This window comes from Vibrio mimicus CAIM 602, assembly GCF_000338875.1.
In the GTDB taxonomy this organism is placed as follows: Bacteria; Pseudomonadota; Gammaproteobacteria; order Enterobacterales; family Vibrionaceae; genus Vibrio; species Vibrio mimicus.
Window position 1 is genome coordinate 179,947 of the sequence record NZ_AOMO01000044.1, and the last position, 25,151, is coordinate 205,097.

Sequence of the window (25,151 nt, forward strand, 5' to 3'; positions counted from 1 at the left end):
ATGTCTTGGCATGGAACCTTGGTCTTTATTATCGTAGCTTCGATAATCTCACTCGTGATTACTCATTTTGCTCTGCGTTCATGGGATAGAACAAAAGCCACGATTTCAACACGAAAAATTATCGGATCTACGCGTGAAGAGAAAAATCGCTTCGAATTCGTATATAGTCTGCTCAACATGGTGAGTTTTAATCAGGATGAAACGAAAAAGAAATTAGTAAAAGCCGGAATATATAATCAATTCATTGCCAGAAGTTATTATCTATTCAAAATCATTCCTTTCGGTTTATGCGCATTTTTTTCCATTTTGGCTTTTTTGAGTGGTAAAACCGATGAAACCATGTTGGTGGTCTCTCTTGCGATCGGTGCGATCGTCTTTTTGCTAGGGCCAGACATGTACATTGCTGCGCGAGGAAAAAAGGTCACCAAGAAAATCAGTAGCCGGTTGCCATTTTTGCTTGATCTGATGAACGTGTGTGTACACACCGGGATGACGATAGAGGCTTGCTTAGAATACCTCGCCTTTGAGCTGCGTACGGTTGATCACCATCTTGCCTATGTTGTGAAAAAAACGGTTGAAACGCTCAAAACTGGTTGGGCTAGAGAAAGCGCTTAACGAATTTTATGACTTAGTGCCGACTGCAGAGGCACTAAGTTTTGTGATGACCATGACGCAAAGTTTGAAATATGGCTCATCCATCGGGCCAGTGTTAGCCACATTAGCATCCGATATTCGAGAAATGAACATGATGGATTTGGAGGAAAAAATAGGCAAGATGGGTGCCAAAATGTCGATACCACTGATCGCATTTATCATGGTCCCAATAATTATTCTTATCGCAGCACCAGGAATTATGAGGATGTTCAGTCATGGTTAAACAATGGTTTGTATTTATTGGCGTTATTTTATTAACTGCCTGTTCTTCTGTAAGTAATGAATTAAGAACAAAGGAAGAACTATTAGTCAATTCAGGTGAAAGCCAACAACTGATTGAATTCTATAAGGCCAATATAAAGGATGTGCCTGAATATAAAGTAAAGCTAGTCAATGCTTATCTGGATGCGAAAGATACTAAATCTGCCGAATTGTACACCAATACTTATAATTCAAGTGATTTGAATGAGCCGCAATATATTCTTTCTTTGGCTCGATTAAATTATGAGAAAGGATCATTTGATAAGAGTTCAGCATTACTTGAACAGTTCCGTCAAGAGGGTGGCGATAATCATGAATACCATCTGATGATGGGAAAAATATTCGCACAACAGAAAAAATATTCAGCCGCTATTGAACATTTTGAAGAGAGCCGAAAGCAAGGGGCATCAGATCGAGATGCGTTGAACAACATCGCGGTAGTGCATTTGATTCAAGGTAACGATGCGGAAGCGATGGACATTCTGTATCGGCTTTATTCGGAGACGCCGCAAGATGAAAAAATCCGCTCAAATTTGATCGTTGCTGCGGTGAATGCTTCACGACCCGATGTGGCTTTGGAAGTATTGAAATACAACTCAACGGAAGAACAAGCGCGTAAACAACTCGCGGTGTTGATGAAATCCAGTAAACCCAAAAACAAAGGAAGTGAAATGATGTTGGCGAACAAGCCAGCCGCTCAACCGACCCCCGTTGTTAAACCGACGCAACCTGTTCGTGCGGCTGAAACCAGTACACCTGTCGTGGTACAGCCAAAGCCTGTTGCTGTTAAAACACCTGCGGTCGCAGCTCCTGTGATGACGACACCAATAACCGCCCGAGCAACCGTTACACCAAGCTCTAAATTGGATCCGAACAGTTTAAAACCGGGTGCGCCGTCCATTTACCGTATTCAAGTGCTCGCGACTTACCAAGTGATCCCGTCGGATTATCTCAACTACCTGCGTACTAACTACGGCAAGGTGTATTCCTACACGCACGGTCTGTGGAAGCGCTACTGCATTGGTGAATTTAATGACTTAGAAGAGGCCAAAATGTTCCTAGAAAGTTTGGATATTAAAGGGGCATTTGTTGTTGATTACACGAAGAAAAGATACGTAGAACTATGATGCGCAAACACCAGAAAGGTTCACTCACCGTAGAAGTCGCAATTGGTTTACCCATTTTAATGATGGCGATTTTTACATGGATTGAGTTGTGCGTTTTTACCTATTCATTGACCGTGACTGATCACGCGCTCACCACGGGTGTGATGCGCGTGAAAAAGCTTGGGGATGCCAGTAACTCTAAAACGATTGATTACGATCGTATGCTCCAAGAGCAGCTCAAACGTTCCGGCGGTGCATTGTGGAACAACGTGGTGAAGCCAGAAAGCATTACGGCCAAGATCCGTTATTTCCGCAATTACGATGACTTGCTCAATTGCAGTTATAGCGGTTCGGAAAACGTGGAAGAGTGCCCTACAGCAGAAGAGCAACCTAAAAACATGGCGATTGCAGTGTATGAATTGAGGTACGAGTACCAGCCCATGTTCAATTACCTATTACCTAAGATGCAGATCCGCCGTGAAGTTCTTTCTGTTCAGGAATATGAGCGCTGTACCTTTAAAGTCGGACAAGGAGCGGGTTGTGCAAGTTAACGTTTCACCTAAGCGCCAGCGGGGAGCATTCATGGTTGAACTAGCTTTAGTCATGGTGGTGTTTTCTGCTCTGTTCGCGATTTTGATTAACTATTCGATTGCCATTAACAAGAAAGGTCAGCTCGATCGGGTTGCTTACTCATTAACCACGATTCTGGCTGAGCGCAAACAGCTGTTTGGCAGCCAATTCAATGTGTGCAATTACGGCACCAGTGATTGTGACCGAAAGATCAATGATCTTTACGCCTTAGCCGCCTCTTCCATGCGCCGCATGTTACCGACTTTCGATGAGAGCCAATTTGGTTTGCGGATCGAGCAAGTCTCGATTGATGTTGAAGATCTACCGGGTGGCAAGGTCAATTATAAAAAACGTTACGACAAGTTAGAAAAAGGCAATGTTGCGAAGTGTGCCATGGGCAATGCGCAAAGCATGAGTAAGCAAGAGGCGATTGATTTGTTGCCCATCACTTCACGCAAACGTCGTTTGCCGCTGTATCAAGTCTCTGTGTGTTACTCAACGCCATTCAACATTCTGGGTATCGGCAGTGGCGATGTCACTCACATCGTGGCTACCTCTTATTCATTTGCGAGGGTTTAATCGTGAAATCAATCAAGAAACAGCAAGGAGTGGCTGGGATTATCTACATCTTAATGTTGCCAGCGATGATGATGATTCTCGCGTTTACTATGCAGCTTTCTCAGCAGTTTTTGGCTCATGCCCGTTTGTCCGAAGCTTCTGAGGTGGCAAGTTTAGCACTGATTGCCAGCCCGAAAGGTGATGAAGAAAATAACGTTGCGTATGCGCGAAAAGTGGTGGACCGATATGTTGTGGATAATATCGATGACATCAAAGTAACCGTGACGAATAAGCGCTGTGAGTACAAAGATGGCTGTGTAAAACGCAGTGGTGAAGTTGCTCCGTTTACGGATTTTACGGTAGCGGCCACAGCAAAACATAAGTCTTGGATCTCTTATGAAAATATCTCGCTAAAACCGGAGTTTACGGTGAAAGGCAGTTCAATAACGCGTAAATTTTTACCACAACCGGTCGATGTGTATTTTATCGTCGATATGAGTGCTTCAATGAGGAGTACATGGCAAAACGGAAAGTCGCAGATTGATGAGGTGAAAGGAGTTATTACGCGGGTGGTCAATGATTTGAAGGACTTTGATACTGAAGTAAAAAGCCGCGTTGCCTTGCTGGGATACCACAATTTCAATATCAAACAAGGTGGCCGTTCGTTAGAGGCCTATGACTATGCGTTGTACAACACACCACAACAGACGGTCAGCAATATGTTTCTTCCGCCTAAGCGAGTCACTCCTAGCTACTCTGCGTTATTTAGTCATCGAGATATTGACCTGACCCAGAATTACAGCTCATTTCTACAAATCATGAATGATCGTAATTTCTACCCTCCGGAAAGAGCATGTACCGAATCATGGCAGGGAATTATTGCCGCTGCTCAAGCCGCAGATAAAGTCACAGATATTAACCCCGAGCAGGTCTTTATTATCCTTTCCGACGGCGCTGATTGTCCGTGGCAACGCCAAGATAATCGGGGGCGAACATATACAACAACAAATTATTTGAAAAAGCTTGTAGACGGTGGACTTTGCCGCGATCTGAAGCAACGCATTCGTCAAAAACCGAATCGCTTCCAGAGCTCAACGCCGACTGAGAATGAGAAAACCAAAGTGACCATGGGCGTGATTGGTGTGAACTACCAAGTTAACCCTAATGACGGGTTTGGTGATTGTGTTGGCAGAGAGAATATATACCACGCTACGCAGGGGGAGGACGTGTACAAGTACATCCTCAATTTGATTAATGAAGAAACTGGTCGATTGAAAGATTAATACTATGAAAAAAAAGCCTTATTTCATTGAGCTTACTGCTCTCTTTTCCTGCCATGGCGAATTGCTTTAATGGCAGTTCAGAGCAAGTTCAGATCAAAAAACATGTCTCAACGCATCTTATTACGACACAAGTTCGTGGGCGATTGAGTGAAACTCAGGTTCAGCATACCAACCAGATCCTGAACGAGTCCAAGCAGCAGGTTGAAGTTAAACATAGAAGCGACTTGTGTACTTATGATGAACAGAGCCAGTCTCTCTTGCTGCATTACCCATTTAATAAGTACCAGCTTTCAGGGCCACATCAGGAAATATTGCAAACCTACGTCAGTATGGTGGATAGCCAATATAAGATTGTGGTGGAAGGGCATGCTGATCAAACGGGCAACCCTAAATACAATCAAGCACTGTCAGAACGTAGGGCTGGTGCGGTGACGCGTTATCTGCGCGACACGCTAAAACTGGGTAACCGGATTGTAGAGAAAGGGTTTGGTGAATCAGCACCAGTCTGTACCGTACAGGAAAATGCGCAAACAGGCTGTAACCGCCGAGTGGTACTGACGATTCAGCCACAGTAAGAAAGGAAATTCACCTCTCACAATGTGAGAGGTGAATGCAGTACCTATTGGTTTTCGAACGGCAGTAAAAATAAGCCGCGAGGGTTAAAGACCAAATAAGCGTGCTGAGTTAACGCGTGATTAAACTGCGCGGAATTGAGCTGTAACAGCAGTTCTTGATCGTGCCATTTTACGGTCACTTCATACATTGAACCCATATACGCTGATTTGAGGATTTGGCAGGCTTGGCTCTCGCTGCCTTGCGTGTGGAGGGTAATCGCTTCCGGGCGCACACCAATTTGGTATTCACCAGTAGGCTTATCCCGCGTCACATCTGGATCGGCATCAATTGCGTAGCCATGAATATGAATCTGCTGCCCGTCAAAATGGCCTTGGAACATATTGGCCTCACCCATAAAGTTCGCCATAAACATCGACTTAGGCGCTTTATACAACTCTTGTGGCGTGCCAATTTGCATAATATCGCCTTGTTTCATCACGATAACAGTATCTGATACCGCGAAGGCTTCTGCCTGATCGTGAGTCACGTAGAGTGAAGTAATATCAAAGCGCTGCTGTAGTTCGCGAATTGTTTCACGCATGCTGCGGCGCAAGTTCGCATCTAAGTTACTCAACGGCTCATCAAACAGCAGCACTTTAGGTTTGAGCACCAAAGCGCGGGCGAGGGCAACTCGCTGCTGCTGACCGCCGGAAATCTGGTCGACATAGCGTTCACCCATCCCTTCGAGATCAACAATTTTGAGTGCCTCATCAACTCGCTGACGCACTTCTTCACTCGGCAATTTGAGCATTTTCAAGCCATAAGCCACGTTTTCGTACAGAGACATGTGCGGGAACAGTGCGTAAGACTGAAACACCATACAGATATCGCGTTGTTGGATGGAACGTTCGGTGACATCTTCACCATCAATGAAAATCTGCCCGCTGGTCGGTTTCTCTAAGCCGGCAACCAAACGCAAAACGGTGGTTTTACCGCAACCGGAAGGGCCAAGTAACGTAACCAAGCTGCCTTTTTTGATCTCAAGATCCAAGTTGCCAATCACGGTATTGCTACCAAAGCGTTTGCAGATGTTTTTGAGTACAACAAAGTTTTGTTTTTCCACGGTGATGTCTCCTAAGAATCTTGATTGGTGGCTTTGGAACGAGAAACGCGAGCTTCACCGACCAGTAAATCGAACAACAAAATGATGGCTAACATCACGACAATCAGCACGGAACCGTAGGCGATAGCGATGCCGTACTCGCCATCTTCTACTCGGTTCAGAATGTAGGACGTTGCAACGCGGGTTTCTGGAGTAACCAGAAAGATGATCGCACTGACCGTGGTCATCGCCCGCACAAAGCTGTACACCAGCGTGGAGAGAATCGCGGGGCGTAACAGTGGCAAAATAATGTAGCGAATGGTTTGTAATGAGCTGGCACGTAAGCTGAGTGAAGCTTCATCCAGAGATTTATCGAGCTGTCCGAGTCCTGCAATACCTGAGCGGATCCCCACGGGCACATTACGCATCACCATCGAGATCACCACAATTGCGGCGGTGCCGGTTAAATAAATCGGCGCATCGTTAAACGCCAAGATGTAGGAAACGCCTGCCACTGTACCGGGTACAGCGAAGCAGAGCATGGTGGAAAACTCGATCACTTTTTTGCCGTAGAACTGCTGTCTCACCACCACATAAGCAATCAATAAGCCGAACAGGGCAGTAATCGGAGCCGCCACACCCGCATAAATCATGGTGGTGATCAGTGAAGGCCAAGCGCCATCAGACATGCCATTCCCAAACAGATTGAGGTAGTTTTTGAAGGTCAGGGTGTAATCGACGCCCCAGTTCACCGTAAAGCTGCCGAAGAAGATGCTGCCGTAGAGCAGAACGTTAAAGATCATCCACGCATACAAAGTTACAGTGACGCCCAATTTCAGAGAGGCTGGCATCTCTTGCACATCGCCGCGGTAAGCTTTACCAGAAATGGTGACGTAGGAGCGCTGGCCAATCCACAGATACTGCACCACAAAAATGGCGAGTGAGAACAGTAGCAGAACCGAGCCGAGCGTACTGGCTGAAGCGTAATCCAGTTGCGCCCCTGCAATATAGAAATAGATTTGCGTCGCGAGCACATCAAAGCTGCCGCCTAGTACCAAGGGGTTACTGAAGTCTGCCAATGATTGCACGAATATGATCAAAAATGAGTTGGCTAACGCAGGTTTAAGCAGCGGCATGATAATGCCAAAGAAGGTTTGATAACGGTTGGCTTTGAGGGTGTAGGAAGCCTCTTCCAACGAAGGATGCAGTGACTTGAGTGCGCCATCCAAAATCATGAATGACATAGGCGCAAACGCCAGCACCTGTGCGAGCCAAATGCCCGTGAAGCCATACAACCAGTTGGTTTTCTGTAAACCAAACCCATCGACCATCAACTCAGTGATATAACCCGAACGACCCAACATTAAAGTCACGCCTAACCCGACAATAAAGGGCGGTGTCACGATCGGTAAAATAGAAAACACGCGCGCGATAAAGGCGGAGCGTTTGGCAATACGTGTGGTGTAAATGGCAAAAATCAGCCCGAAGAAGGTTGCGCCAACGCCTACCGCAATGCCGAGTGCAATCGAGTTGTAAATGACGGTGAGCGTATGAGACTGGGACAGGATCGTCATGAACTGCCATGCCGTCCAGTTGCCCATGTCATCTTTAAACATCGGCAGGAAAATGGCGATGCTCGGATAAACAATAAAAATCACAATCAGCAGAATGATGCTGATCAGCGAGCCAATGACAAAGTGGTCGCCACCGAGGTATTCCAAGCGGGCGAAGGCGAGCGTCATAATAGCGCCAAGGGCAGTGAACAGAATGATGCTGGAATAACCCAACCCTTTACCGCTTAGCCATGCACTGAGCAAAATGGCCAACATGCAGAAGCCAGAATACGCAATATCGACATAGTGGCGAGTTGTGTGCTGACGCCCCTGAGCTTGCCGAGGCCGAAAGACAAGCAATAAAGGCAAACTAAACCAGAACCAGGAAATGTTTGGCTCACTCCAACCCATAGCGGCGTAGAATTCATCTGGAGTGGATTCAAACAGCCATAATCCAGAGCAAACGATGGCAGAAGAATAAAGCTAAACAGCACCGCAGCCAGCCAGTAAAAAACCGGATCGGTTTTGACTGGCTGGTGGAGTGTCAGTTTCAGCGCTTGAGAAGGCTCATGCATGGTAAGACCTTAATATTGAGTCGCACTTAACCTGCCCGCAAGCAGTGAGCAGGCTAAGTGTCAGGGGAGAAATACCGCCACCGAGTGGCGGTACGACTACGATTTCGGGTTAGTTACCCATTTTGATCTCGTTAACCCACTTGGTGATCAAACGCTTACGCTCATCAGAAGAGCCGTAGGTTTCCATATCGTAGTTGATCAGTTTGAGTGCTTTCGGGTCAAGCGCATTGGGTGATTGTTCCGCTTGAGTATTAGTCAAGATTTGGTAGGACTCACCTTGTTTCCATGCCACTTCTTGGCCTTCTTTCGACAATACCCAGTCAACGAACAGTTTGGCGTTATCAAGGTTACGTGCACCTTTGATAATGCTGACTCCACCGATTTCGTACCCAGTACCTTCACAAGGAGAGATGAGTTCGAGTGGCGCACCTTTGGCTTGCTCCAGCGAGTAGTCGTGCAGGAATCCAATACCAATCGCCACTTCACCACGTGCAGAGTTGCGTGACGGTGTCACTCCAGACTTGGTGTACTGAGAAACGTTCTTGTCGAGCTTTTTGAAGTACTCAAATGCGGTGGGTTCATCCCACAACTGAATGAAGGTTGCGAGAGCTGTATAAGCCGTGCCAGAGCTTTGTGGGTCGGAGATTTGAATTTCGCCTTTGTATTCCGGCTTGGTCAAATCCGCCCAGCAACGAGGAATAGGAATACCTTTCTGTGCCAAGCGTTCGGTGTTCACACCAAAGCCCAAAATGCCCATGTAAACCGCAGAAGAGTAGTTACCTTTGCGTTTGGCTGGATCACGGAACGCTTCCATGATGTTGGCCAGTTCTGGGGATTGGTAAGCTTGGAGTAAGTCCATTTCACCCGCTTGTGATTGTGGGTCAAGCGTGCCGCCGTACCAAACATCTGCGCGTGGGTTGTTTTTCTCTGCATCAATTTTTGCGAGTGTACTGCCTGAACCGTTGCGTACAAAGGAGGTGTTCACATTGTATTTTTCAGCGAACGCTTTGGTACCTGCTTCACACATAGCATTGGTTGCACTGCAGTAAACCACTAAACGGCCTTCAGCATGAACCAGTGGTGCTGTCATCATCGAACCAAGAACACTGAGTGCCAGCAGCGTGCGTTTTGCATTAACAATCATTGGGTTTTCCCTCTTGTTGATGCTCCCTTGTGTCCTTGTCAGATCTGTACTGCGTCAGGTCATAAAGTGGAGCACAGTTACGATATTGGATGGTAAAGATTGGTTATGTTTATCACTCATCTTCCGTCACCGGTTGCTGAGCTTTTATAAAGGGCAGCAGTTGTAAACTGATCACGGCTGCTGCCGCAGTAATTAGGCAGAAGAAGCCTTCCCAGCCCCATGCTTCAATAGCCAGTGACATGGGGTAGCTGGCTAAAGCTGCACCGAGATAGCTAAATAGCCCAACAAATCCGGTCGCGGTGCCTGCCAAATCTTTCCTTGCGCATTCTGCGGCTGCCATACCAATCATCATTTGCGGGCCGAATACAAAAAATCCGATACAGAAGAAGCAGCCAGCCAAAAACCATAAATGATCGATAGGTGTTAGCCATAAGGCCGCAACGGAGGCAAAAATGCCTAACGCAAAAATCAAATTCATCGGGGCGCGGTTGCCGCGAAAGTAGTAGTCGGAACCCCAGCCACCAAGCAACGAGCCCAAAAATCCGCCGACTTCAAACATGGCTACAGCGCTATTGGCACTGAGAATGTTGTACGCATGCCGCTCAATCAGATAGAGCGATCCCCAGTCGTTAATGCCAATTCTGACCACGTACACCAGCAAGTAAGCTCCACACAACAGCCAAATGTAGCGATTAGTTAGTACGTAGCGATAAACCGCAACGCGGAAGGCGAGTCCTTGGCCTTCTTTTTCGTGTTCCAGTTCAAGTGCATCACCGCGCCATTCACCGACAGAAGGCAGCCCCATTTCGGTCGGTTTCTCTTGAATGCGATAACAGAGCCAAAGCCCAACAAAAATCGCAATCCCGCCTGCAAACAAGAATCCGTAACGCCAGCCAAAGGTTAAGCTGATAAAACCAATCACGATGGGGATCAATGCGCCACTTAAGTTGTGGCAAGTATTCCAAATTGACCACCAAAAGCCCCGTTCGCTACGCGAATACCAGTGTGTGAGCACCTTGGCACAGGCTGGCCAGCCCCAGCCTTGAAAAAAGGCATTCGCCGTCCATAACAAAGTAAAAGCCAACAAGGACGAACTTAAACCAAAAACCATGTTGATGATGCCCGTGGCTATCAACCCCAATCCCATGAAATAGGGAGAGCGGGAGCGGTCAATCATCAAACCCGAAACAAATTTTGACACTCCGTAAGTGAGGTAGAACAGCGTACCGAAAAAGCCTAAATCTGAGTAATCGAGCCCTAACTCACTGAGCATTTGCGGCATCGCAAAATTGAAGCTTTTACGTGTGAGATAGAACACGCCATAACCCACATACATGGAAATCATCAAATGAATGCGCCAGTGGCGGTAAGCCTGATCGATTTCCATCGTTCCTACGGGTTGTACCTTGGGTACAATCTTCATACTGCATGTCCTTATTGAGTTTTATCCTAATCAAGCAAGGTCGGAAAAACATGGGAAGGAGTTGTATTCATCTAGGAAATTTTCCTAGTTTTTAGGCATTTGTTAACGGTTTTGTGGGTAAGTTAACAATTATTCGCGTGCCAGTTTGGAAACTGGGCGACGTCATCATTAATTGGCCGCCCAGCGCCGAGACTCGCTCACTCAGCCCCTTTAAGCCTTGTCCGCGCACACGCCAGTCAGGAGGTAAACCAATGCCATCATCTTTGACTTCCAAAACCATTTCACTACCCGGAAACAGGCTAATGTGTACGTGGCTCGCCTTGGCATGCTTGGAGATATTGTTCAGCAATTCCTGCACAATCCGATACAGAGTTACTCGTGTGGTATCGTCCAGCTTTTGGGGATTCACCCCCATATTGAGGCGAACCGTAATGCCTTGTTCGGCAAACCGCATTTCTTGCACGAGCTGACGAATCGCATGTTCTAAACCGAGTTCATCCAGAATGTGCGGGCGCAACTGCTTTAAAAGTTGTCGAGTGGATTGATGAATACGCATGGCGAGCGACTGAACGCTGGAAGCCGCTTGTTTGGCTTGATCATTACTGGCTAAACGTTCAGCGAGCATGGATTGAATTTGAATCGCGGTAATATTTTGACCGATCTCATCATGCAGTTCACGGGCCACCGATTTACGGATTTGTTCTTCCACTGAGACGAGCTGGCGCGCGAGATCTTGCTTCTCACGTAACTCTTTGGCTAAACGGGTGTTCATTTTGTGCAGCAATAAAGAAAGCTGGTGCTGGCGGCTAATGGCGATGCCCAGCCCAAGCCCCACAAACGCTTGGCTCGACATAAAAATCAGCAGCTCTTGATCCGAAGAGAATGAACCACTGAACTGGCGTGCAGTAGCAAGCAGAATGCAGTTTAAGCTGCTCGCTAACACGCCACCTTGCCAACCATAGCGATAGGCAAGAAAAATCGTCGGTAGCAAGATGATCAATAGGGCAAAGGGTTTCATCTGTTCAAGCAACGTCAGCTCAGCCAGCAGCCCTAAGCTGAAAAACACTAAGCTCCACACCAGCATTTTCGGCTTAAGTTTCACATCGTGGTGAATCAGTTGCGGAGAGAGGGGATTCCACGTTTGGTGACGAAGATAGTCGGCCACCAGATACAAAAATGGCGTCAGCACAATGCCTCCCGTGAGCGAAGCGATGCTCACGGCAATTAACGTATCCGCCCCCATTTGTAGCGGTTTCGCCAACAAGGTAAAAGTCAGGCCAACCAAAATGGTGTGCAGCAGCACCAGTGCAACGATCAGCAGCAGCTTTTGCCAATACAGGTTCAATTTCTGCCAATGCTGGCGGGCAATAGCCGCAGCCAGCCAAACCACCCAAGGCATGAGCAGCATCAAAGGGCTGGACTGTTCTGGGAGCAACACCAAGATCGCGCCAGCCAAGAGCATGTCACTGAGTAACCAAACCCAAGTATGAGTTGGGCGCGCTAATAAATAGACCGCCAAGCGTAAGCCGGTGGGAAAAAGCAGATAGGCTTGTAGTGGATTGTGGCTCAAATATTGGCTGATGTTCCACAGGCTAAATTGACTAATACTGTAGAGAACAAAAGCAAAAATCAGTGGAAACAGCTTCGCCATAGTTAACCTTCCACGAGCAGATGGTGCTGCAGAGCAAAGCGGATCAAATCAACGTTATTGGTTAGGTTTAACTTGCTAAGAATGTTGGCTCGATGAACGTGAACGGTTTTGTGGCTAAGAAACAGCGCTTGCGCTATGTCTTTAACATCTTGGCCTTGCACTAACAAATCAAACACTTCCACTTCACGCTTGGTGAGATCCACGAGCACATTATTGATATCGGGATTACTCAAGTTGACCAAAGCATCGGCGCACAAATAACGTCTGCCAGAGGCAACGGTACGAATGGCACTCACTAGCTCACTTGGGCCGCAACGTTTTGAAAGGTAACCTTGTGCCCCAGCGTCTAAGGCTTTTTTCACAAATGAAGCCGAATCATAAATGCTGAGGATGATCGCTTTGAAATTGGGATTATGCTGACGCAACCGCTCTAGCAGGCTCAGCCCATTTTCATCCGGCATCGAAATATCAATGATGGCCACATCGACTGGAGAGTGGGTTAGGGCATGAAAGGCCTCTTTTGCACTCTCGTATTCACCGTGCACGGCCATGTCTTGTTCAAGATTGAGTAACTGAGCGAAGCCCGAACGAACAATGGTATGGTCATCAATAAGTGCAATCGTAATCATGGTGGCAGTCGCTGAGTAAATTAAAATTCACAAAAGTGTAATGTTTTTGCTGAGCGATGGCTGAGACTTACCGCACGAAGAGTTATTTGTTGATAGAGAAAACAACACCTCTTTGCCTTTCATTTTTCTCTCTCACACATAAGTATGAAGTTCATTTTGTATTGTCTGTTACATCAACGTGTTTGGTGTATCACGGTAGATAAAAGTGGCTAAAACTTTTGTTTAGCAAATGGGGTAACGGTCTACTACATTTTTATTGAGGTTGTTGAAATCAACCAAATGGTTAGAAATGAGTGGCATATGATGAAATCTGTAAAAATCGAATGGCAAGTGAATTTAAGGCAAGCATTTTTCTGCATAGCGAGAGCGTTAGATTCGATCGGGATTGACGATATCAATCATGGTCATAGAGTTGGATACATGGCGTATTCCTGTGCCAAAGCGATGGAGTGGAATGAAGAGGAGTGCCAGTTAGTTTTCTCCCTTGGGCTTATCCATGATTGTGGTGTTGCCCAAAAGCGTGATTTCTACCATTTGCTCGAAAACATGCAGCCCGAAAACGTTCAACAACACTGCCTACGTGGTTATGAACTTCTCTCTCATTGTCCACCACTGGCACTTTTTGCCACTCCCATTTTGTACCACCATACCCCGTGGCAAGAGCTGAAAAATATTCCGCTTGCGGACAGAGATAAACGATTTGCTGCCCTGATCTTTCTGGCTGACCGGGTTGATTACCTTAAAGAGCTCTATTCAAGAGATGAATACGGCAACGTGACTCAGGAAGCACGTAACCAAGTCTGTTTAGAAATTGGCCGATTAAGTGGAAGCTTGTTTGAACGCGATTTGGTTCGTGAAATGCAGAACTTACTGAGTAAAGAGTTCATCTGGTTTTCCATGGAAGCTCACCATATTGAAGCACTGGGTCATAACTTGCCGCCCACACCATTCTTTGAGCAAAAACTGAGTGTGGATGATGTGATGTCAATGGCGATGCTGATGGCCAATGTAGTTGACGCGAAAAGCCAATTCACTTTTTACCATTCGCAAAAAGTGGCGGAGATTTGCCAACGCTTAGCCAAAGAATTGGGATTAGATGCTGAAATGCAAAAAGCGCTCTATCTCACGGGCTTAGTGCACGATATTGGTAAGCTGCACACGCCAGAAAAGATTTTGCATAAACCCGATAAATTGAATGAGAGCGAGTATCTCTGCGTTCAGCGCCACTCCACGGATTCGAGATACACGCTACAAATGGTATTCGGTAAGTCGATATTGGGTGAATGGGCAGGGAATCACCATGAGCGGTTAGATGGTTCTGGCTATCCCCGAGGATTGCAAGGTTCGGAAATTGATTTGCCATCACGCATCATTGCTGTTGCCGATGTTTTTCAGGCGTTAACTCAAGCCCGGCCTTATCGCGGCAGAATGTCCTTGCCTGAGGTGATGAACATCATGACGCATGAAGTTAGTTGCGGGCGACTAGATAGCAGGGTGTTTGAACTGATCGCAAGAAATGCTGAAGAGTATTATGAGCTCTCAATTGAGAAGAGTGCGAATACTTGGGTGGCTGAGAATTGATGATTTAGGTGGTAGCCACCTTCTAAGTGAGCCTTTGATATGGAAGATTAGTTAGAAGGGAAGGGACTTAACGTCAATGAATAAATCCGGTGCAAAGCACCGGATTTATTTTTCTCTTTGTCTTTTCTACTTGTCTTTGGTCATGGCCAGTAAGCCAATCGAGACGACGGCAACACCAAGGAAACCGGCCAGAATGATTACCGGCATTGCGCTGTAGCCCAGCACGTGCCAAAAAATCGATTCAAGAGTACTCATAGTGGCTCTCCTTATTGCCAGCCTTCAACACCATGCATGTCGGGTAGGTTATGCGCGATACCTTTATGGCAGTCAACACAGGTTTTCTCGCCAGAAGCCAGTGCCGTAGAGTGCTGTTGTACCGCACGGCTACTTTGCTCTGAAAAATCCATATAGTTGAACTGGTGACAGTTTCGACATTCCAACGAATCGTTCTTTTTCAACCGATCCCACTCACGTTCCGCTAAGTGTGCGCGGCGTGCTTGGAACTTCTCTGGAGTATCGATAGTACCGATAAAGTGTGCCACCAATTCTTTGGAAGCTTGCACTTTACGCACAATTTTATCCGTCCATTCGTGAGGTACATGGCAGTCTGAACAGATGGCGCGAACCCCAGAACGGTTTGAATAGTGAATCGTCTCTTGGATTTCGGCCACAATCGGCGCGTGACAGCCTGAGCAAAACTCTTCGCTGTTTGTCGCTTCCATTCCGGTGTTGAAGGCGCCCCAAAATAGCAGGCCGCCCACAAAGCCCATCAGCAAAACCACACCAACGGCGGCTTTACTTGGACGAGACAAACGAAGCCAAAACGCTTTCAGAAATTTCATAAATGGCCTCTTCTCGGTTAACGAAGTGAATCAACGCGTTCGAAATCGTTCTCGACAAGCGGTTTTGCATCCGCTTGAGGTACGTGACACTGCAAACAGAAGTAGCGGCGTGGAGAAACATCCGAAAGTACCGCATCTTCACGGTTCACAAAGTGAGTCACACTGATCTTGGTTGCACCCATTTCTTTTGCGTTTTTCCAACTGTGGCAAGCAAGGCACTTGTTGGCGTTCAACGACACTTCATAGTTGCGAATGTTGTGCGGGATCAGTGGCGGTTGGTACACGAAGTCACTTTCCAGCGCTTGTTCACGTGGGTATTTTTTCATTGGGTCAGCGGCGCGAGTCGCTTCAATTTCAGTTGCTCCGCGCAGTGATTCTAGGCCACCGATACCGCCTGGGTTGTCTAACTCAGCATGAGCGACACCGACCAGCACAGTAAACACTGAAAGTAAGGCAATGAGTTGTTTTTTCATCGTAAATTCTCCGCCTTGCGGCTTAATACTTAGTCTGGGCTGACGGGCAGCCCAGTTCAATCAGGGTTACGCGACTTTGGTGATCTTAACCGGACACTTCTTGAAGTCAGTTTGCTTCGAGAGTGGGTCGGTCGCATCGAGGATCAACTTGTTGATCAGAATGCGAGCATCAAAGAAAGGCACGAACACCAAGCCTTTTGGCGGCTTATTACGACCGCGAGTTTCCACACGAACTCGAACTTCACCACGCGAGTTGGAGATCAGCACTTCATCGCCACGGCGTAAACCGCGTGCTTGCGCATCTTCATGGTGCATAAAGCACAGTGCATCTGGCACCGCTTTATACAGCTCAGGGACACGACGCGTCATGGTGCCGGTATGCCAGTGTTCCAGCACACGACCTGTACAGAGCCACAAGTCATATTCAGCATTCGGTACTTCTGGTGGTGCTTCGTAAGGAGAGGAGATGATCCACGCTTTACCATCTGGTTTGCCGTAAAAGTCCCAACCTGAACCTGCTTTCGCATAAGGGTCAGAGCCTTCTTTAAAGCGCCACTTAGTCTCTTTACCATCGACAACTGGCCAACGCAGGCCGCGAACTTGGTGGTAAACATCGTAAGGCGCTAAATCGTGACCATGGCCGCGACCGAACTCGGCATACTCTTCAAACAGACCTTTCTGGATGTAGAAACCAAAGTGGTGTGCATCATCGTTGAGTTCACGAGCTTCGCTAACTGGGAACTTGTCCACCTGACCATTTTTGAACAACACGTCATACAGTGTTTTGCCACGGTATTGCGGTGCTTTCGCCAGTAACTCTTCCGGCCACACTTCTTCGACTTTGAAGCGTTTTGAAAACTCAATGACTTGCCATGAATCTGAGTGAGATTCACCCACGGTCTTCACTTGTTGGTACCACACTTGGGTACGACGCTCAGCGTTACCGTAAGCACCTTCTTTTTCTACCCACATTGCGGTTGGCAGAACAAGGTCAGCCGCTTGCGCGGTTACGGTTGGGTAAGCATCAGACACTACGATGAAGTTTTCAGGGTTACGGTAGCCCGGTAGACGCTCAGTATTGATGTTTGGACCCGCTTGCATGTTGTTATTACATTGCACCCAGTAACAGTTCAGTACACCATCTTTGAGCATGCGGTCTTGCTGTACCGCGTGGAAGCCCGGTTTAGGTGGGATAGTGCCTTCAGGCAGTTTCCACACTTTTTCTGCAATCGCACGATGTTTAGGGTTAGCAACCACCATGTCTGCTGGCAGACGGTGTGCAAAGGTACCTACTTCACGAGCAGTACCACACGCTGATGGTTGACCCGTCAGTGAGAATGGGCTGTTACCTGGGGTGGCGATTTTGCCAGTAAGCAGGTGCAGGTTGTACACCAAACTTTGCATCCATACACCGCGAGTATGCTGGTTCATACCCATGGTCCATAGCGACATCACTTTGGTGTTTGGATCAGCATACTGCTTCGCCAGTGTGATCAGTTTATCCGGTGCCACACCTGAAATTTCAGAGGCTTTCTCAACCGTGTATGGCGCAACCGATTTTTTGTACTCTTCAAACGAAATATCGCTGACATCACCAGAGTTGGGATTTTTCGCCTTTTTCTGCAGTGGGTCATCGTCACGCAGACCGTAACCGATATCCGTTACCGCTTGCTTGAAGTGGGTGTGTTTGTTCACAAAGTCCCAGTTCACCGCATCGTTTTGAATGATGTAGTTGGCGATGAAGTTGGCAATCGCTAAGTCAGACTGTGGATGGAAAATGTAGCCGTGATCTGCCAATTCAAAAGAACGGTGGTAGTAAGTGGAGAGTACATTCACTTTAACGTGAGGATGACTTAGGCGACGGTCAGTGATGCGAGTCCAGAGTACTGGGTGCATTTCCGCCATGTTTGAACCCCAAAGCACAAAAGCATCGGCGTGTTCAAAGTCGTCATAACAGCCCATAGGTTCATCGATACCGAAGGTACGCATGAAGCCCACTACCGCAGAAGCCATACAGTGGCGCGCGTTCGGGTCAATGTTGTTTGAACGGAAACCGGCTTTCATCAGTTTCACAGCGGCGTAACCTTCCATTACTGTCCACTGACCAGAACCGAACATACCCACGCTGGTTGGGCCTTTGGCTTTAAGCGAGGCTTTCCATTTTTCAGCCATCACATCAAATGCGGTATCCCAAGAGACAGGGGTGAATTCACCGTCTTTGTGGTATTGACCATCTTTCATGCGCAGCAGAGGCGTTTTTAAGCGATCTTGGCCGTACATGATTTTTGAGAGGAAGTAGCCCTTAATACAGTTAAGGCCTTTGTTCACTGGTGCTTCAGGGTCACCTTGAGTTGCGACAACGCGACCATCTTGGGTACCGACCAGCACAGAGCAACCTGTACCACAAAAACGACAAGGCGCTTTGTCCCAATGAATAGCGGTTTGATCGGAGCTAGCGATCAAGTTGGTGGCAGAAGCGGGGAGGGTGATCCCTGCAACCGCCGCAGCTGAGGCGGCTGCGTTTGCTTTCACAAACGCACGTCTGGTCATTTTCATACATTACCCTCGAGTTCAGAAAAGGTATTTCCAGTGTGTAATATTTCCTTCCTACAGGATGCCGTCACGATATAGGCGACAGGCAATCTCAGCAGTTTGGCTATAGTTCTTCTTCCGTTGCAGTCTCTACCTGATGGAAAACCAAAAAAGCGTTAAGCACATTGGGAAGATTATTTATGTGTTCAATCGTTTCGGTGATGAAGCCTTGACGATCGGTTTCAATCACCACGACGAGTTTGCCTTGCGGATCTTCGCCGTAAATTTCCACGTCACGCAGTTCGCTCACTTGCTGTTTTACGGTGAGTAGATGCTCTGGCAAGGTGTGAACCACCAAGCTGGAGATGTGTACTTCATGCAGTGAAGCTAAAGGTTGTGACATATTGCTCTCCAATTTATCCACGCCGTCTAAGCGATGTTATGAGTATAGTGAACAGTCATTGCATTGCTTGGACAAACTGAAACACAGGCACCGCAACCAGAACAGTTTTGCGAGTTCACTTGCGGGCTCGCGGTACGGCCAATTTGCAAAGCAAAATGGATGGCCTCTTCTGGGCAAGCATCCTGACAAGACCGGCACTCAACTTGGTTATGTGCCAAGCACTGGCTGGCAATTTCAACTGACGCTTGCCAAGGCTCTTCACTTTGCGGCAGAAAAATCGGTTCCGGACAGCTCTGCGCGCACTGGTAACAAAACGTGCACTCATCAATCGAAAAGTTGACGGTGGGGAAACCACCATCACCCTTTTCGATGATGTGGGTTTCACACGCTTCAACGCATTTTCCGCAACGTGTGCACTCATCAATAAATGCTTGTGGACGTGCAATCCAAGGCAGTCGAACTTGGCTTTGGTTTTGCTGACGGCCAAGGGCAAACCAACGTCGTTTGGTTAAATCAACCATATTTTTCTCCGCGTCTGTTCACAACCTGCCACATTTCCATACACAAATTGTAGTTTTTGACATATTTGTATAAATACCTCTTAGGGGGTAATTGGGGTGGTGGATTGTTTTGGATCAATAAATTAACCTGCTCGTTTCGGATAGTGTAGCCCTAAAGAGGTGGAACCTTGGTTACCAATGAGAGAGAAACCGCGTTGTCTAGTCCGGTACGCAAGTCATTAACTCGCACGATGGCGAAAGCATGTTGCTGATTTTATTTTTATCCGCGCTGACGACAGGGGTTGCGATTGTGACGCTGGCTTCTTCACTTAATGACGCGGAGGCAGTTAACGTTTCTGGCTCAATGCGTATGCAAAGCTATCGACTGGCGTATGACATTCAGGCTCAATCGAAAGATTACAAAGCGCACATTTATCTGTTCGAAAATTCGCTCTATTCACCTTCCATGTTGGCGCTGCTGGATTGGACAGTGCCGGGTGACATCCAACACGATTACTACCAGTTGATCGAACGTTGGCATCAATTAAAAAAGGTGCTCAATAGCGACCAAAATGCTGATTATCTCCACGAAGTTGCGCCATTTGTCGGCTTAGTGGATAGTTTTGTGCTCAAGCTGCAGCGATTCTCTGAGCGTAAATTAATTGCTCTGGCGGCGGTCGGCAGCTTCGGTTTGGGCGGCATTTTTGCCGTCTCGCTGTTTGTGGTTTATTACATCCGTGAGGAAGTGGTGCGGCCTTTAAATGCGATGGTGGCCGCCAGTGAGAAGATTAAAAACCGTATTTTTGAAGTCTCGCTGGATGAAACCAGCAGCACAGAAATGGGTATTTTGACCCGCACCTTTAACAGCATGGCGGGGGATCTTGGCAAGTTGTATCGCGGACTAGAACATGCGGTAAATGAGAAAACGCATAAGCTGCAAACAGCCAACCAATCATTGCAAGTTCTGTATAACTCTTCGCAAGAATTGACGGCGTCTCGGATCACGGCGAGTAACTTTCAAACCATATTACGTCATTGGGTTGCGGTAGAAGGGATCAACGCCCTGCGTTTAGAAATTGAAGAAGAAGCAGGAAAATCGCTGATTTTACAAGAAGGCAATCCGAGCGGTGAGACTATGCTACAAACCCCGTTGACGCTTGATGGTCGCCATCTTGGCTATCTCTACTGGGATGCCACTACGCCGGGGCCAGATCGCGCTTTGATTGATAACTTTGCGATGATTTTATCGCGTGCCATTTACTACAATCAGTCGCAGCGCCAAGCCGAACAACTGCTTTTAATGGAGGAGCGGGCAACCATAGCGCGCGAGTTGCATGATTCGTTGGCGCAGTCGCTCTCTTATTTGAAAATTCAATTAACCCTGCTGAAACGCTCAGTTATTCCGTTAAAACCTTGTGGTGATTTGAGTAAGACGGAAAACATCATCAGTGAGATCGATAAAGGTTTATCGGATGCTTACACTCAGTTGCGTGAGCTGCTGACCACATTTCGCCTCACGTTGAGTGAGGGCAGTTTTGGCCAGTCATTACTGGGAATGTTGACTCAACTCTCAAGTCAAACTGAAGCTAAAATTGAGCTCAATAACGCACTTTCATCGATTGTGCTTGATGCTCATCAACAAGTGCATTTGGTGCAGTTGATTCGTGAGGCAACGATCAACGCGATCAAGCATGCTCAGGCTACTAAGATAATGGTCAATTGCCTTGAGCAGCAGGGAACCGTTAGAGTAACGATTGAAGATGACGGGGTCGGTTTCGACCCACAAGATCACAAGCTCAACCATTATGGTATGAGCATTATGCAAGAACGTGCCGCCCGCTTGCGCGGCGAATTAAAGGTTGAATCCGCACCGGGTAAAGGCTGCAAAGTTGTGCTCACTTACCAACAGGGCGAGGAGAAAAATAAGAATGAGTTGTAGAGTCCTTCTGGTGGATGATCACCCGCTGATGCGCCGTGGTATTAATCAACTGTTGAGTTTTGAAGAGGAATTTGAAGTCGTTGCCGAAGCTGGCAATGGGGCAGAGGCCATAGCTCTGGCACATGATCTGCAACCGGACTTGATTCTGCTCGATCTCAATATGAAAGGTATGTCGGGATTGGATACGCTGACGGCGCTACGCACCGATGAGTGTGATGCTTATGTGGTGATCCTGACGGTTTCGGATAGCGCGGCGGATATTGAAGCGTTAGTGAAAGCGGGGGCTGATGGTTATCTGCTTAAAGATACCGAGCCGGATCAATTGGTTACGCTTTTGAAACAAGCGATGCAAGGTGAGAAGGCCTTCAGCGAATCGGTGGAACGCTATCTTTTAAACCGTGACGAGGAAAGTAACCCGTTTGAAGCACTGACTGAACGTGAAATGCAGATTATGTCGGAAGTGGCGAAAGGGTATCGCAATCGACAAATCGCTGATCGTCTGTTTATTTCGGAATCTACCGTGAAAGTGCATATGAAAAGCTTACTGAAAAAGCTTGATGTGCCTTCGCGCACCGCCGCAACGATTCTTTATTTAGAGCGTTACGCTAATTAATCAACGGCTTTTTGCCACTCTCTATTCAGGTTAGAGGGTATATACGCCTTCCTCACTTGAAGTTGCAGCGCTGCTGGTTGTGTTTCTTCACCTGCAACTTCAAGTGGTTTGAGTATACTGATTGTAAAGATGACTCGAACTCTTGATTCAACAGGGGAAAGTTATGCTCTCAATCTTTGATATCTTCAAAATTGGCGTTGGTCCATCCAGCTCTCATACCAATGGGCCGATGATCGCGGGCTATCGCTTTGTTCAACAGCTATTGCCGCAGTTAAACAAGGTCGCCCGAATACAAGTGGATCTTTACGGCTCATTATCTCTGACGGGTAAAGGGCACCATACTGACCGAGCGACCTTGCTTGGTTTGATGGGGAACCAGCCCGCAACCATCAATATCAGTGAAGCTAATCAAGTACTACGTGAGGCGTTACAAACCGGAAAGCTTTGCCTGAATGGTGAGCATGACATCCCGTTTGATGAAAGTAACGATCTGCTCTTCCATCAAGATAATCTTCCACTGCATGAAAATGGCATGATCCTGAGCGCTTTTGATGCACAGGGCGATCAGATTGATTTTGAGACTTACTATTCGGTCGGCGGAGGTTTTGTTGCCACGGCGGAGCAGTTACAGCAAGGCACCTCCACGGCAAATGTTGCTGTGACTTACCCCTTTACCAGCGCCGATCAAATGCTGCGCCAAGCAGAAAAACATGGCCTGAGCATAGGGGGGATGATCCTGCGTAATGAACTTGCTTTTCAAGATATGGCGACCATTGATGCCAAAGCTGACCAAATCTGGCAAGTGATGAGCCAATGTATGGAACGCGGTTTTGCGACCGAAGGGATTTTAGAAGGTGGGCTGAATGTGACTCGCCGTGCGCCCAGTTTGCTCAAAAAACTGGAAGCCAATGCAGCGATTGAAAACGATCCGATGGAAGTGATGGATTGGATAAACCTGTTTGCCTTTGCCGTCAGTGAAGAAAATGCAGCCGGTGGGCAAGTGGTGACATCGCCAACCAACGGCGCTGCTGGTGTAATTCCCGCTGTTTTGATGTACTACCATCGTTTCATTAAGGCGTTAGATACCAAACAACTCAAGGATTTCCTTGCGGTGTCTGGTGCAATAGGCATTTTGTACAAAACCAATGCGTCGATTTCGGGCGCTGAAGTGGGGTGTCAGGGGGAAGTGGGTGTCTCTTCGTCCATGGCGGCGGCGGGCTTGACCGCTTTGCGTGGCGGCAGTAATGAGCAAATCTGCATGGCGGCGGAAATTGCCATGGAACACTCATTGGGTATGACGTGCGATCCCATTGGCGGGTTAGTGCAAGTTCCTTGCATTGAGCGTAATGCGATGGGTGCGGTGAAAGCGATTAATGCATCGCGTATGGCGTTAAAGCGTACCAGCAAATGTCTGATTTCACTCGATAAGGTGATTGAAACCATGTACCAAACCGGAAAAGACATGAATAAGAAATACCGCGAAACGTCATTAGGTGGGCTGGCGCTTATTCATCTTGCGCCACCTTGTGAATAATCCAGAATCGGATATGTTTTTTACGAGTTGCTTATGTGACTCAAAAAGAAAAGGGCGTGATTTCACGCCCTTTTGAATTTTGGTCATGACACGGGTAATTAAGCGTGCATAGGTACCAGAACCATAGTGCCGATGATAACGGTCACAAGACCCAGTAAAACTGGAACAGAAGTACGTTTTACTACTTCGAATGGGCTGATTTTACCCATACCTGCCGTTGCAACCACCACGCCTGAAACCGGAGAAATGGTACGGCCAAGGTTAGATGCTTGCAGCATTGGGATGATCAAGAACGCTGGGCTCAGACCCATTTTCGCAGCCAATGCTGGCGCGAGCTCTACAAATGCATAGAAAGGCGCGTTACCAGAACCGGTAGCAATAGCGGCTGCTACGGTTAAACCAGTGAGGATCAGCATCAGCGCAATACCACCAGCGCCCGCCACTTCTGCTAAGTGCAGTAGGTTGTCAATCGCGCCGATAGACATCAAACCTTGTGCAAAAACACCCGCCGCGACTAACAGCATCACCACGCCTTTAAAGGCATCGGCCATACCAGCGTAACAGGCTTCCAGATCTTCCAGTGTTTCTTTGCCTTTAAAGCGCTTAGTAATGTAGTCCACTACCACGCCGATAAAGATAGACAGAACAACGATGGTGTAGATGTCTAGAGTAATACCAGGCAGAGTTTCACCGTTGAAAACGAACACACCGATAATAGGTAAGAAAGGCAGAATTGCGTAATACGCCGGTGCTTTCACTTCCATCTCAGAAAGATCCACTTTCTCCATTGGCGTATTGTCTTTCTGGTCTAGGTATTTGTTCCAGAAGTATGCCGCTGCTGCCATCACAATGATGGCGCAGATAGAAACCGGCAATACCGTTTCAACCGCGAATACGTGCAGTGGTAAGCCCGATTTTTCAGCTGCAATGACAACGTCACCTGAGGTTGGAGACAAAATGATCGCAGCTGGAGAAGCACACACAGCTACTGCCGCAGGGCGAGAAATACCCATTGCGGTCATCATTGGGAACAGGGTCGCCATTAACAGAACGCCAAGACCGGTTGCTGAGCTCACCGCGAGAGACATTAAACAGGCAACAATGTATGCCGCGACCAACAAGATGTAAGGTGATTTGATAAACGAAAGCGGTTTAGAAAACTGTTTTACCACCACGTTATTGGCACCGATGTGGGTCATGTAAGAAGCAAAACCGCACAGCAACATAATTTGCATACCTAAGCCGCCGCCACGGTTTTGCAGCATGTATTTCACATACTCCATCGCATCGGTTAAAAGGTTGCCCGTTGTAACCATCTTTCCGGGCAGTACCTTGTGACCCAAGATACCCGTCAAAATCAATAGCAAAATCCCTGCGGTGAGTAGGATACCCGCAGGCTTATAGCCTTTAACGATGAAATAGCCGACCGCAAAGGTCACGACTAAGCCAATCAGAAGCTCAAGCATAGCAATCTCCAAAAATGTCCGTTTATTTCAAACTGTAAAATGTATGTCAGGAATTTACTGAAAATTAATTTGTAGCACGAGTTCAACTTGCACTTTGCATGATCTAAAGCAATAAAATTATCAATTATTATTGGTGAATAATTCTTAATAACGGCTAATTATTGACGTCTAAATCATGCGATAAGTGTATTTGTTGGATTTTTA

At 47.3% G+C, this 25,151-nt stretch carries 21 protein-coding genes and 2 pseudogenes; 10 read left to right on the plus strand and 13 right to left on the minus strand.

Features of this window, described 5'->3' with window-relative positions:
• The 6 genes and pseudogenes from D908_RS0119690 to D908_RS05580 all read left to right on the plus strand — a co-directional run bounded on the left by D908_RS0119690 (window position 1) and on the right by D908_RS05580 (window position 5,007).
• Window positions 1-877, plus strand: a pseudogene (locus D908_RS0119690) (type II secretion system F family protein).
• Window positions 870-2,042: a tetratricopeptide repeat protein gene (locus D908_RS05600; protein WP_005525796.1), complete on the plus strand. Its 1,173-nt coding sequence runs from the start codon at window positions 870-872 to the stop codon at window positions 2,040-2,042. The pseudogene D908_RS0119690 and the gene D908_RS05600 overlap by 8 nt, the downstream one beginning before the upstream one ends.
• Window positions 2,039-2,572, plus strand: coding sequence for a TadE/TadG family type IV pilus assembly protein (locus D908_RS05595; RefSeq protein WP_000984698.1), 534 nt, complete (start codon window positions 2,039-2,041; stop codon window positions 2,570-2,572). Before D908_RS05600 ends, D908_RS05595 begins: the two co-directional genes overlap by 4 nt.
• Complete coding sequence (gene tadF, locus D908_RS05590) at window positions 2,523-3,170, plus strand: tight adherence pilus pseudopilin TadF (protein WP_261799641.1); 648 nt, start codon at window positions 2,523-2,525, stop codon at window positions 3,168-3,170. The genes D908_RS05595 and tadF overlap by 50 nt, the downstream gene beginning before the upstream one ends.
• 2 nt (window positions 3,171-3,172) lie before the next feature.
• Window positions 3,173-4,432, plus strand: a complete 1,260-nt coding sequence (locus tag D908_RS05585; protein ID WP_005525799.1) for a TadE/TadG family type IV pilus assembly protein — start codon at window positions 3,173-3,175, stop codon at window positions 4,430-4,432.
• Between the two features lie 26 nt (window positions 4,433-4,458).
• Window positions 4,459-5,007, plus strand: coding sequence for an OmpA family protein (locus tag D908_RS05580; RefSeq protein ID WP_005525801.1), 549 nt, complete (start codon window positions 4,459-4,461; stop codon window positions 5,005-5,007).
• A gap of 44 nt (window positions 5,008-5,051) precedes the next feature.
• Here D908_RS05580 and fbpC read toward each other — a convergent pair whose 3' ends face one another.
• The 6 genes and pseudogenes from fbpC to D908_RS05555 form a co-directional block, all read right to left on the minus strand.
• Window positions 5,052-6,110, minus strand: a complete 1,059-nt coding sequence (gene fbpC, locus D908_RS05575; RefSeq protein WP_005525802.1) for a ferric ABC transporter ATP-binding protein — start codon at window positions 6,108-6,110, stop codon at window positions 5,052-5,054.
• Window positions 6,111-6,121: 11 nt separating this feature from the next.
• A pseudogene (locus D908_RS0119695) lies at window positions 6,122-8,217 on the minus strand (ABC transporter permease).
• Between the two features lie 109 nt (window positions 8,218-8,326).
• Complete coding sequence (locus tag D908_RS05570) at window positions 8,327-9,361, minus strand: ABC transporter substrate-binding protein (RefSeq protein ID WP_000636725.1); 1,035 nt, start codon at window positions 9,359-9,361, stop codon at window positions 8,327-8,329.
• 112 nt (window positions 9,362-9,473) lie between these two features.
• Window positions 9,474-10,784, minus strand: coding sequence for an MFS transporter family glucose-6-phosphate receptor UhpC (uhpC, locus tag D908_RS05565; protein WP_005525804.1), 1,311 nt, complete (start codon window positions 10,782-10,784; stop codon window positions 9,474-9,476).
• 91 nt (window positions 10,785-10,875) lie between these two features.
• Complete coding sequence (uhpB, locus tag D908_RS05560; RefSeq protein ID WP_005525806.1) at window positions 10,876-12,435, minus strand: signal transduction histidine-protein kinase/phosphatase UhpB; 1,560 nt, start codon at window positions 12,433-12,435, stop codon at window positions 10,876-10,878.
• 2 nt (window positions 12,436-12,437) lie between these two features.
• Entirely contained in the window at window positions 12,438-13,064 is a 627-nt protein-coding gene (locus D908_RS05555; RefSeq protein WP_005525808.1) for a response regulator transcription factor, read from the minus strand.
• Window positions 13,065-13,367: 303 nt separating this feature from the next.
• On the opposite strand from D908_RS05555, the gene D908_RS05550 reads away from it, so the two are divergent.
• Entirely contained in the window at window positions 13,368-14,645 is a 1,278-nt protein-coding gene (locus tag D908_RS05550) for an HD-GYP domain-containing protein (protein ID WP_032467678.1), read from the plus strand.
• 126 nt (window positions 14,646-14,771) lie between these two features.
• On the opposite strand, the gene D908_RS05545 is transcribed toward D908_RS05550, so the two are convergent.
• The 6 genes from D908_RS05545 to napF form a co-directional block, all read right to left on the minus strand.
• Window positions 14,772-14,900 carry a TIGR02808 family protein gene (locus tag D908_RS05545; protein WP_000105479.1) on the minus strand — a complete coding sequence of 43 codons (129 nt, stop codon included), beginning with the start codon at window positions 14,898-14,900 and terminating at the stop codon, window positions 14,772-14,774.
• Between the two features lie 11 nt (window positions 14,901-14,911).
• Window positions 14,912-15,487 carry a NapC/NirT family cytochrome c gene (locus tag D908_RS05540; RefSeq protein ID WP_005525813.1) on the minus strand — a complete coding sequence of 192 codons (576 nt, stop codon included), beginning with the start codon at window positions 15,485-15,487 and terminating at the stop codon, window positions 14,912-14,914.
• 17 nt (window positions 15,488-15,504) lie between these two features.
• Window positions 15,505-15,960 carry a nitrate reductase cytochrome c-type subunit gene (locus D908_RS05535; RefSeq protein ID WP_000744361.1) on the minus strand — a complete coding sequence of 152 codons (456 nt, stop codon included), beginning with the start codon at window positions 15,958-15,960 and terminating at the stop codon, window positions 15,505-15,507.
• Window positions 15,961-16,026: 66 nt separating this feature from the next.
• Complete coding sequence (napA, locus tag D908_RS05530) at window positions 16,027-18,516, minus strand: periplasmic nitrate reductase subunit alpha (RefSeq protein ID WP_000784566.1); 2,490 nt, start codon at window positions 18,514-18,516, stop codon at window positions 16,027-16,029.
• Between the two features lie 100 nt (window positions 18,517-18,616).
• Window positions 18,617-18,895 carry a chaperone NapD gene (locus D908_RS05525; protein ID WP_005508366.1) on the minus strand — a complete coding sequence of 93 codons (279 nt, stop codon included), beginning with the start codon at window positions 18,893-18,895 and terminating at the stop codon, window positions 18,617-18,619.
• A gap of 26 nt (window positions 18,896-18,921) precedes the next feature.
• Window positions 18,922-19,416: a ferredoxin-type protein NapF gene (gene napF, locus D908_RS05520; RefSeq protein ID WP_000228084.1), complete on the minus strand. Its 495-nt coding sequence runs from the start codon at window positions 19,414-19,416 to the stop codon at window positions 18,922-18,924.
• A gap of 241 nt (window positions 19,417-19,657) precedes the next feature.
• Between napF and narQ the strand changes: the two genes are divergently transcribed.
• The 3 genes from narQ (at window position 19,658) to D908_RS05505 (ending at window position 23,481) form a co-directional block, all read left to right on the plus strand.
• Window positions 19,658-21,334, plus strand: a complete 1,677-nt coding sequence (narQ, locus tag D908_RS05515) for a nitrate/nitrite two-component system sensor histidine kinase NarQ (RefSeq protein WP_005525818.1) — start codon at window positions 19,658-19,660, stop codon at window positions 21,332-21,334.
• Window positions 21,324-21,947 (plus strand): response regulator, encoded by a 624-nt coding sequence (locus D908_RS05510; RefSeq protein ID WP_001277851.1) that lies wholly within the window; start codon window positions 21,324-21,326, stop codon window positions 21,945-21,947. The genes narQ and D908_RS05510 overlap by 11 nt, the downstream gene beginning before the upstream one ends.
• Window positions 21,948-22,110: 163 nt before the next feature.
• Window positions 22,111-23,481, plus strand: coding sequence for an L-serine ammonia-lyase (locus D908_RS05505; protein WP_005525823.1), 1,371 nt, complete (start codon window positions 22,111-22,113; stop codon window positions 23,479-23,481).
• 98 nt (window positions 23,482-23,579) lie between these two features.
• Here D908_RS05505 and dcuC read toward each other — a convergent pair whose 3' ends face one another.
• On the minus strand, window positions 23,580-24,947 hold the full coding sequence (dcuC, locus tag D908_RS05500) for an anaerobic C4-dicarboxylate transporter DcuC (protein WP_000891421.1): 1,368 nt from the start codon (window positions 24,945-24,947) through the stop codon (window positions 23,580-23,582).
• Between the last annotated feature and the right edge of the window lie 204 nt (window positions 24,948-25,151).